At 63.5% G+C, this 8,952-nt stretch carries 8 protein-coding genes; 6 read left to right on the top strand and 2 right to left on the bottom strand.

Translation table 11 applies throughout. The features are described from left to right. Together J1M64_RS09335 and J1M64_RS09330 are read left to right on the top strand one after the other, a co-directional pair. The coding region (locus tag J1M64_RS09335) for a pyruvate carboxylase subunit B (protein WP_206473971.1) at positions 1–1,990 on the top strand (1,990 nt) is incomplete at its 5' end. A gap of 201 nt (positions 1,991–2,191) precedes the next feature. Continuing rightward, on the top strand, positions 2,192–2,608 hold the full coding sequence (locus J1M64_RS09330) for a transposase (protein ID WP_206473970.1): 417 nt from the start codon (positions 2,192–2,194) through the stop codon (positions 2,606–2,608). A 54-nt stretch (positions 2,609–2,662) separates the two neighbouring features. Here J1M64_RS09330 and J1M64_RS09325 read toward each other — a convergent pair whose 3' ends face one another. Next, complete coding sequence (locus J1M64_RS09325; RefSeq protein ID WP_206473969.1) at positions 2,663–2,824, bottom strand: hypothetical protein; 162 nt, start codon at positions 2,822–2,824, stop codon at positions 2,663–2,665. Positions 2,825–2,964: 140 nt separating this feature from the next. On the opposite strand from J1M64_RS09325, the gene J1M64_RS09320 reads away from it, so the two are divergent. After that, positions 2,965–3,348 (top strand): hypothetical protein, encoded by a 384-nt coding sequence (locus J1M64_RS09320; RefSeq protein ID WP_206473968.1) that lies wholly within the window; start codon positions 2,965–2,967, stop codon positions 3,346–3,348. 95 nt (positions 3,349–3,443) lie between these two features. Next, positions 3,444–4,433, top strand: coding sequence for a DDE-type integrase/transposase/recombinase (locus tag J1M64_RS09315; RefSeq protein ID WP_241261328.1), 990 nt, complete (start codon positions 3,444–3,446; stop codon positions 4,431–4,433). A gap of 743 nt (positions 4,434–5,176) precedes the next feature. Here J1M64_RS09315 and J1M64_RS09310 read toward each other — a convergent pair. Next, the gene (locus J1M64_RS09310) at positions 5,177–6,700 is read right to left on the bottom strand and encodes a hypothetical protein (protein ID WP_206473967.1); all 1,524 of its coding nucleotides are present in this window, start codon (positions 6,698–6,700) and stop codon (positions 5,177–5,179) included. Positions 6,701–7,611: 911 nt separating this feature from the next. On the opposite strand from J1M64_RS09310, the gene J1M64_RS09305 reads away from it, so the two are divergent. Then, a complete protein-coding gene (locus tag J1M64_RS09305) occupies positions 7,612–8,511 on the top strand; it encodes a radical SAM protein (RefSeq protein WP_206473966.1) in 900 nt (299 codons plus the stop codon). Then, complete coding sequence (locus tag J1M64_RS09300) at positions 8,508–8,912, top strand: DUF6375 family protein (protein WP_206473965.1); 405 nt, start codon at positions 8,508–8,510, stop codon at positions 8,910–8,912. Before J1M64_RS09305 ends, J1M64_RS09300 begins: the two co-directional genes overlap by 4 nt. Positions 8,913–8,952 lie beyond the last annotated feature (40 nt).

Here is an 8,952-nt window from a genome sequence, read left to right as displayed (position 1 = left end):
GGCCGGGGTGGCCGGGGTGGCCGGATCGACTCTCGCGGGTTCGGGTGGCCTGTCGGGCATGCGTTCGGATGGCGGAGCGGGCGACCTCGGCCGTCCGTTGGACGGCTCGCGTCAGCGACTGCTCGCTCTGGGGCCGGAGGGTTTCGCGGCGGATCTGCGTTCTGACCCCCGGCTCGGCGTGACCGACACGACGTTCCGCGATGCGCACCAGTCCCTACTGGCGACCCGGCTGCGGACCAACGACCTGCTGGAGGTGGCGCCCTATGTCGCCTCGCTGACCCCGGAGCTGCTGTCGGTGGAGTGCTGGGGAGGGGCGACCTACGACGTGGCGCTCCGGTTCCTCAAGGAAGATCCCTGGGAGCGGTTGGCGCGGTTGCGGGAGGCCATCCCCAACATCTGCCTGCAGATGCTGCTGCGCGGGGCCAACACGGTCGGCTATACGCACTACCCGCCGAAGGTGACCTCGGCGTTCGTCGATGAGGCCGCCACGGTCGGCGTGGACATCTTCCGGATCTTCGACGCGCTCAACAACGTGGAGGCCATGCGTCCGGCCATCGACGCCGTCCGCGAGACCGGCACCGCCGTCGCGGAGGTCGCGATGGGCTACACCGGTGATCTGATGGATCCGCGCGAGGACCTCTACACGCTCGACTATTATCTGCGCCTGGCCGAGAAGATCGTGGCCTCCGGCGCGCACGTGTTGGCGATCAAGGACATGGCCGGCCTGTTGCGGGCGCCGGCCGCGGCGACACTCGTCGGGGCGCTTCGGTCCGAGTTCGACCTGCCGATCCACGTGCACACCCACGACACCCCGGGCGGCCAGTTGGCCACCTACCTCGCGGCGTGGGAGGCGGGCGCCGACGCCGTCGACGGCGCCAGTGCCGCGCTGGCAGGCACGACCAGTCAGCCGGCGCTCTCGGCGATCGTCGCCGCCACCGCCCACACCGAGCGCGACACCGGTCTGGATCTGGAGTCGGTGTGCGCACTGGAGCCGTACTGGGAGGCGGTGCGCAAGGTGTACTCGCCGTTCGAGTCGGGGCTGCCGTCGCCGACCGGGCGGGTCTACACACATGAGATCCCCGGCGGGCAGTTGTCCAACCTGCGGCAACAGGCACACTCGCTGGGGCTGGCCGACCGGTTCGAGGAGGTGGAGGCGGCCTACGCGGGCGCCGATCGCGTCCTGGGGCGGCTGATCAAGGTCACGCCGTCGTCAAAGGTGGTCGGTGACCTGGCACTGACCCTGGTGGGCCGCGGGATCACGGCGGCCGAGTTCGCGCGGAACCCGCGCGAGTACGACATCCCCGACTCGGTGATCGGCTTCCTCGGCGGGGAACTGGGAGACCCGGCCGGCGGGTGGCCCGAGCCGCTGCGCACCACCGCCCTGGCGGGCCGGACGGCCACCCGGGAGACGGCCGCACTGAGCGCCGAGGACCACTCCGCGCTGGACGAGCCCGGCCCCGATCGGCGCCGCCGGCTCAACCAGCTGCTCTTTCCTGGCCCGACCGCGGAGTACCAGGACCACCGGGCCCGATACGGGGACACCTCCACCATCTCCTCGAACCAGTTCTTCTACGGACTACGCGACAGGGATGAGCACCGGGTCCGGCTCGAGCCGGGCGTGGAACTGCTCATCGGACTCGAGGCGATCGGCGAGGCCGACGAGCACGGGTACCGCACCGTCATGTGCATCCTCAACGGCCAGCTCCGACCGGTGCAGGTGCTGGACCGGTCGGTGGCCGTGAAGGCCCCGGTGGCGGAGAAGGCGGACCCGGACGACGACGGCCACGTAGCCGCCCCCTTCGCAGGCGTGGTGACCGTCGCCGTGGAACCCGGGGACCGCGTCGAGGCCGGTGGCACGGTCGCGACCATCGAAGCCATGAAAATGGAAGCCGCGATCACCAGCCCCCGCGGTGGCACCGTGTCCCGCGTCGCGCTAGCCGGGACCACACAGGTCGAGGCCGGAGACCTCGTCCTTGCCCTCGACGACTAGGGATCCTCCTATGTTTGTCAAGAAGGAGCCCTAGCTGGCGGCGTGGTGGTCCGCCTATGGCAAGGGGTGCCAAGCACGGGTGGGCATGGAGCGGATAACACTCCGATCTAGTGCGTGTCTCCCATAATTGAGTGGTGACCCGCGAGACCGAGGCCCTATGGCACAGACGATGTCACGTTTTCGCCAGTTCACCGACGAGCAGTGGAACGGATTGAGCCCCTGCTGCCTTCGAATGAAGGGCGGCGGGGACATCCGTTTGGCGACAACCGAAAGGTCGTCGAGGGGATCATCTACCGCTATCGAGCAGACATCCCTTGGCGAGACCTGCCCCGGGAGAGGTTCGGCGGGTGGCAGACAGTCTGGAATCGACACGCCCGCTGCGCCCGCGACGGAACCTGGGACCGCGTGCTGCAGGTCGTCCTGGCCGATGCTGACGCTCCCGGGTTGATCGATTGGAACGTCTCGGTCGATGCCACCGTCTGCCACGCTCATCAACACGGCACGAACACCACCCGCCCCGATCAGGGTCACAGGGGGCACGATCGAATCACCAGAAACGCCCCTTCCGGGACTGTGAACCCGCAGATCACGGCATTGGTCGCTCCCATGGCGGGCTGACGACCAAGATAAATCGCGCGGTCGACGGGCGCGGCAGGCCGTTGGCGAATGTGGTCACCGGCGGGCAGCGCAGGCGACGGCTCGATGCTTGAGCAGGTACTGGCCGACCTTCACGTCCCCGGGAACGGCCGAGTCCGACCCCGCGCCCGCCCGGACGCGGTGATCGCCGACAAGGCGTACTCGTCCGGCACGGTCCGCCGCCAGCTCCGCGGCCACGGTATCGCCGCTGCCATCCCAGAGAGCAGCGACGCCATCGCCGCCCGCAAACACCAAGAAAGCCGCGGCGACAGACCTCCGAAACTCGACGCCCCTGAGCGGCAGGATGGTTGTGAACCGGGATCAGGGAGTTGATGTCAATGAGCGTGACGGTCGAACCTCGACGGTTTACGCCGGATCAGATCCGAGAACACGTGTTGGCGTACACGCAGGCCAAGCATGGGACGAAACGGGCGTACCTGGACAAGCATGAGATCGGGAAAGACCAGATGTACCGGTGGCGGGCTGCGTTCACCGACGGGGACCTCGACTCCGGCAAGATCCCGCGCCAGTCTGGTCGTATGACGCACAAGGACATCTCTGAGATCGAGCGGCTCAAGCGCTTGCTCGCCGAGCGTGATTCCCAGATCGGCGAGCTCGAAGGTGAGATCGACCGCTCCAGGAAGGTGGCTGATGCGCTGGGAAAAGCTATCGGCGTCATGCACTCACATGGCGTCGAACCCGACAAGGCGGAAAATGACTAACCGAGCAGCAGCAGGCCCGGTTCGACGAGCTCGTCGCTGCCGAGGATCGACTACTGGCCGAGCTCACCGCCGCGGGCACGACCAAGACTGCCGCGATGGCGTTGATCGGTTTGGCCAAGTCGGCGCTGCATTACCGGCGCAATCCCCGGCCGGGCGTGGCCGAACCGGTTGCGCACCGTGACCGGCGCCAGCCTCCGGCTATCACCGACCAGGAGCGGTCATGGGTCATCGACCAGCTCAATGCCAATGAGGGGGTGCCGGTCGAGCAGGTCTATTACCTGAGCCTGGATTCCGGCGAAGCCGGGTTCGTCAGCCTGGCCACGTTCCACCGCGTCGCCCGGGCGATCGAGCGATCGTCGTGCCGGAGGCAGCGCCGGGCGGGCACCCCGGATTCGGCTCGGCGTCCGGCCCCGGACCTGCGGGCCACAGGCCCTGGGCAGGTGCTGTGCTGGGACATCACAGTCTTGCCTGGGCAATACCGGGGACAGTCGTTCGCCCTGTACGCGGTAATCGACCTGTTCAGCCGCAAGATCGTAGGCCACACCGTGCAACCGCGTGAGGACCACATCGTGGCCGCGAAATGGATGGGCAACGTGCTCGACTCCCTCGGCGGACGCACCAGGGTCGTGCACTCCGACAACGGCGCGGCAATGACCTCCAACAAGATGAAAAACCTGCTGGGAAAACGTGGCGTCACCCAATCGCTATCTCGGCCCGCGGTCAGTAACGACAACCCCCACATCGAGTCCTGGTTCTCCACCGTCAAGTACCACCGCCGGTACCCACAACTGTTCGACGACGTCCACGATGCAGCCCGCTGGTGCGATGAGTTCATCGAGTTCTACAACAGCGCCCAGCGGCATTCCGGGCTGAACGGATACACCCCTGACCAGGTCTTCTCCGGAACCTGGCGTGACGTACACGAGCGCCGGCAAGCAGCCGCCGAGCAGGCTTTCCGGAACAAGCCCATCCGATTCCGTAGGGCACCAGTTGTGCCCGCACCGCCAGAGCACACCCGCCTGGCCATCACCGCACGGAAAGCACCCGCCGCAACGAGCACAGTCGAACAACTACTCGCCGCGTAGAACTAACAAAAGTTCAAAAGAGGTTGACACCGAGCGGCTGACCTACAAAAAGACCGAAAAGTCGTCGAGAGATCCTTCGTACTAGCAAAGCAGTGGCGACCGCGCCGCCGTCACCCTTTGCGCAGTCTTAACCTGGCTACGCCGATTGGGAGACACGCTCTAGACAACCGTAAGTTCAGCGCTCCCTAGGCTCCTCTCGATCGGAGATGACAGATTCCTGCGAATCGAGTGACACGCCAGTGAGAAATTGACAGATTGTTTGAGAACCGACAGGTGATGTCGGTTCTCGAAGAGCGTGTCAGTAAGAGGACGAACTACCAGTTCGTTGTCACCAAGTTGTCAGTCGAGGGTTGTCACTAAGCTGGCATTATCCGCACCACTGATTGCATGTGGCAAAGTCCAACCCCAACTCGACGAGTCAACTTCCGAACGCACTTTCCGGGGAAGCAGCTGGCGGCTCGCTGGCGGTCAGCCAGGAACGGGCACCGGCGCGGTGCACGACCGTGTAGTCGTCGACCTCGGAGAGCTCCCACCGCCGGGGCTTCGTCGACCTCAGCCCAAGCGCGTACTTGGAGGGGCGCACTCAGAATCTGGTGCGTCAGTTCGGGGCGAATCCGGGTATGCGGCAGCACCGCACAACTAAGCAGTCCGCACAAGAGCCAGCATCTACCCCAGGCACCTCCACCGACAACCGCACCGAAAGCCTCACACGTCGACCCTGCCCGAAAAGTCCCCGGATTAAGCTAGAGGTCTGTGGACCGGATCGTCCCCGGGCGCAACTCATGCCGATTTGTCGGCTCCGGAACCCCGCGAAGGGCCTGCGCCAAGCGCTGCCATATTGTCTGCCCGGAGGGCGATTGCACTACCGGCGACGCGCCCTTCGTGTTGCCAGGTCTGGCTTCCGAGCAACTCTCGCATTGGGGAAACTCGGTCGGCCGGCACTCGAACTTGGTGTCCTTATGCTCGAACTTCGACGACTCGACAAGGGACGCGAAGCTAGCTTCGGTAGCAGTCGTGAACGCTCGGCTAAGTGAGAGGCGGGAGTCGTCAAATAAGGCTCCGCTCGTAACTATCGTAGCGACGAGGTGAGCCGCCTCGAACGAAACGTTGCACCTGTGAAACCTCGCTTTCGCGAACGAGACAGATGTTCCGTTGAAATGCACTGATTTGAAGTTCGCATTGCGCATGTCAATGTCGGCGCTATTAAAGCTGACCTCTTTCCCGGTGAAATCCGCAGAATCAAACACCAACCAGTTGCCCTCAAACTGTATTCTGTCGAACTTTGTGAACGAGGACATGAAGAAGGCCCCCGCAAAGGAGACCCAGTCCGCTTCCAGGCGAGCACTTTCAAACGAGATGAGGTTTGCGCTCACACGTGATCCGTCAAAACTGATGGAGTCTGCCCTGAACTGGACCCCGTCGAAGACGACGCTCTGACCACAGAAGTGCGTTCTGGCGAACACTATCTGACTCGTGGTGCAGCGGGCGTCCTGGAAGGACACTCGCTTCCCGGAGAAGTGTGTATCGACGAAAGACAGCAGCTTCCCGCTGAAGTGGGTTCTATCGAAAGAGACGATGTCCCCTTCGCATACTCGGCCCTGAAGAACGAATTCGTGGAGGTGGCAGCCGTCGAAGACGAGGTCAAATGAGGACCAGGCGCCTCCTAGAGGATAGCCTTTGATGGCCTCACCCAGTCTCGAACTGATGATCTTCTGGATCACCTGCTTGAAGGCAACTTGCTCGGGATTGTGTGAAGACTCTCCCGGGGCGCTAATAGGATCGCGAAGCTGTGAGATCAGAACGTCGATGCACACCTGCTGCTCGGATTTAGCTTCATGTGAGCCCACACCGTAGAACGCTCCCCAATCGTCGGCTAGGGCAGCGAGCGCGTACGACGCCCCCTCTCGTGACCGGAGGTCATCCCCGGAAAGAAGCTTTATCAATTCGTGGAACCGATCACGGAGTGTGCGCTCAGTGGCTTCAAGCCTCTCCGCTTCCCAACGCGCGTGCTCCAATCTGCGGGCGAGATGCGCGCCCCTGACACCCCACCAGGCCGTTGTAATTGCAACGACCGCCGCTATAGAAGCAGCGATCGGAGTAGCTAGATACTCTGCTCGGAAACCGGCCCACCAAGGCAAGCCCTGCAGCCAACTGTGACGTACGGTTGCCCACCCGCTGAGAGCCAGCAATGCGACGACGGTTAACGCCAGCGCGACCCACCCCGCACCCTGCAGTAGCGCCGTTCCTGTCCGGCGTGTCCGGGTCATTCCTCGCCCCTCGCCTTCCACCTAGTTCGGCACCTGGCCGTACCTCGGCACCGGCGGTTACCGCCCCAGTCACCTGAAGTGCATCTCCGCCCACAACAACCCGGCCGACTCTCGGCACACACCCAGCCCGAAGGCTGTCGACCTCGCGATCAAGATCCAAAACCGCTTCCAAGAGTTGACCAACTCACACCGCCTGAGTCCAAACCGTCACAGAAGCTCGCCCACCTGATCTACCAAGACACCTATTGGCAACGAAGCTGGATATCCCAGATAAGACGAGGGCCCCTTGAGGAGCCCCGCCGGGCGATGTTCCGACATCGACCCGTTGTATCCCAAGTACTACCCCGCCACACCGATTCGCCCAGTATTGCCCAGATAGGTGTAAGCCTGCGGGACTCTCAGCGTCTACGGAAGCTCACGGTGCTGATCAGTGGGAGTTGCTGGCGTGCCACGACGCCGGCGGCAAATCGAGGGATTGATTCATGCCTGCTGACCCAGACGCAGCCAAACCACCTGACCTGAAGCGCGCGTTGCTCTCGCGCAGCGAGCGTGTACGCATTGTTACGACTCAGCAGGTAGAGGCGGCCTAGGGAAACTGCCCTCCAATCTAGCCGCCACCGAGTCTTAGTATCCTCTGGGGTTCTTCCCACACGAGTGCCCTCCACGGGACGAAGTCCGTTGCTGCAACAAGCCCCGCGACGGGCTCCTTCCCGCGGGATATCAACGTCCCGAAAGGCGGATCGCAATTAGATTCACCCCCTACTAGTTCGAGGCATTCGCGCCCCACGGGGCCCCTCAGTCCGCGTAGATTATTCTTTAATCTACTCGTGCATCGGCTGCCTGGGACAACAGCTTTTTCGCCTTGCTGCCTGGGGCTTGTCGATGCGATCAAATGTTTCCGGAAGAAGCGCATGAAGATCCGCCTCGGGCCCGACGGTACGCATCTGTTCGATCGGCGGACCGGCCTGAACGTCCTCCTCAACGAGATCGCGCCGCCGGAGCGAGAGTGGTCCGCTGCGCCACGTCAGGTCTCGATAGCTGTGACCAACGCGTGCGACCTCGCTTGCTCATACTGCTACGCCCCCAAGCACCGCGCGGTCCTCGATAAGAGCCGGCTGCTCAGATGGATCGACGAGCTCGATCAAGCTGGAGCACTCGGCATAGGTTTCGGCGGCGGCGAGCCGACCTTGTACCGGCACCTTCCGGAGGTCTGCGCATACGCCACTGTGAATACGGACCTCGCGGTGACCATGACGACCCACGGCCTCCGATGGAACGCCGACCTGAGTTCGCGCCTTCGAGGCACTGTGAACTTCGTGCGGGTCAGCGTCGACGGGGTCGGAAGGACCTACGAACGCCTCCGCGGGCGAAGCTTCACACATCTGCGGTCGGCCCTGGAAACGATCGCCGGTGACTTCCAGTGGGGCCTGAACGCCGTGATCAACCAGGACACAGTGGGAGAACTCGACGCAATTGTCGCGATCGCTGCAGAGTACGGGGCGTCCGAAGTTCTGTTGCTACCGGAGCAACCGACCGCGAACACCACCGGAGCTGGCGAAGAGACCGTACGTGTGCTGAAGAGCTGGGTTGGCACGTACTCCGGCACAATTCGGCTGGCCACCTCGTCCGAGACTGAACTTGGCGTCCCACTTGCGGACGCTCTTCCGAGAGAGGTGGGTCTCCGCTCGTACGCACACATCGACGCGAGCGGAACGGCTCGCACCTCGTCTTACGCCCCCGGTGGCGTTCGGGTAGGCGAAGATGGTGTTATCGCTGCCTTAAAGCAGCTCGCGCAGGTGGAGGCGGCATGAAGATTTGGCACGGTTACGGGACCGAACACTCCATGAACCTCAGGCTGATCGGGCACTTCGCGAACAGAGAGGAAGCGAAATCAACGGTTGACGCCATAACGGCCCTGACCGCAGCGGCACTAACCGAGCATGAGGCCGGACGCCTCGAGCACGGCGAGCCACCTCAAATGTTTAGCGACGAGCTCCTCGCTGTGCTGAGCGAGGTGGAGATCCACAGCCTCGGCACCACCGACGTCGAGCAGTTCCTGTACGACGTCGATGTCGAGACAGATGGGTCCCAAGTCGTAGTTCAGACCGACGAGATAGACGTGATTGCATTCGTCAAGGTGCTTCTCGCCCGTGGTGCCAAAGTGGAGATGTATTCCATGCACAACCACAGCACCGGATTGGGAGATCGGTAGTGCTGTCTGCACGTACTGAGCCACGCGATGAAGAACCGGC

The sequence above is a fragment of the Dietzia sp. KRD202 genome (assembly GCF_017168155.1).
In the GTDB taxonomy this organism is placed as follows: Bacteria; Actinomycetota; Actinomycetes; order Mycobacteriales; family Mycobacteriaceae; genus Dietzia; species Dietzia kunjamensis.
The sequence above is the reverse complement of the archived record's forward strand: the minus strand, read 5'-3'. Positions and strand labels throughout refer to the sequence as shown.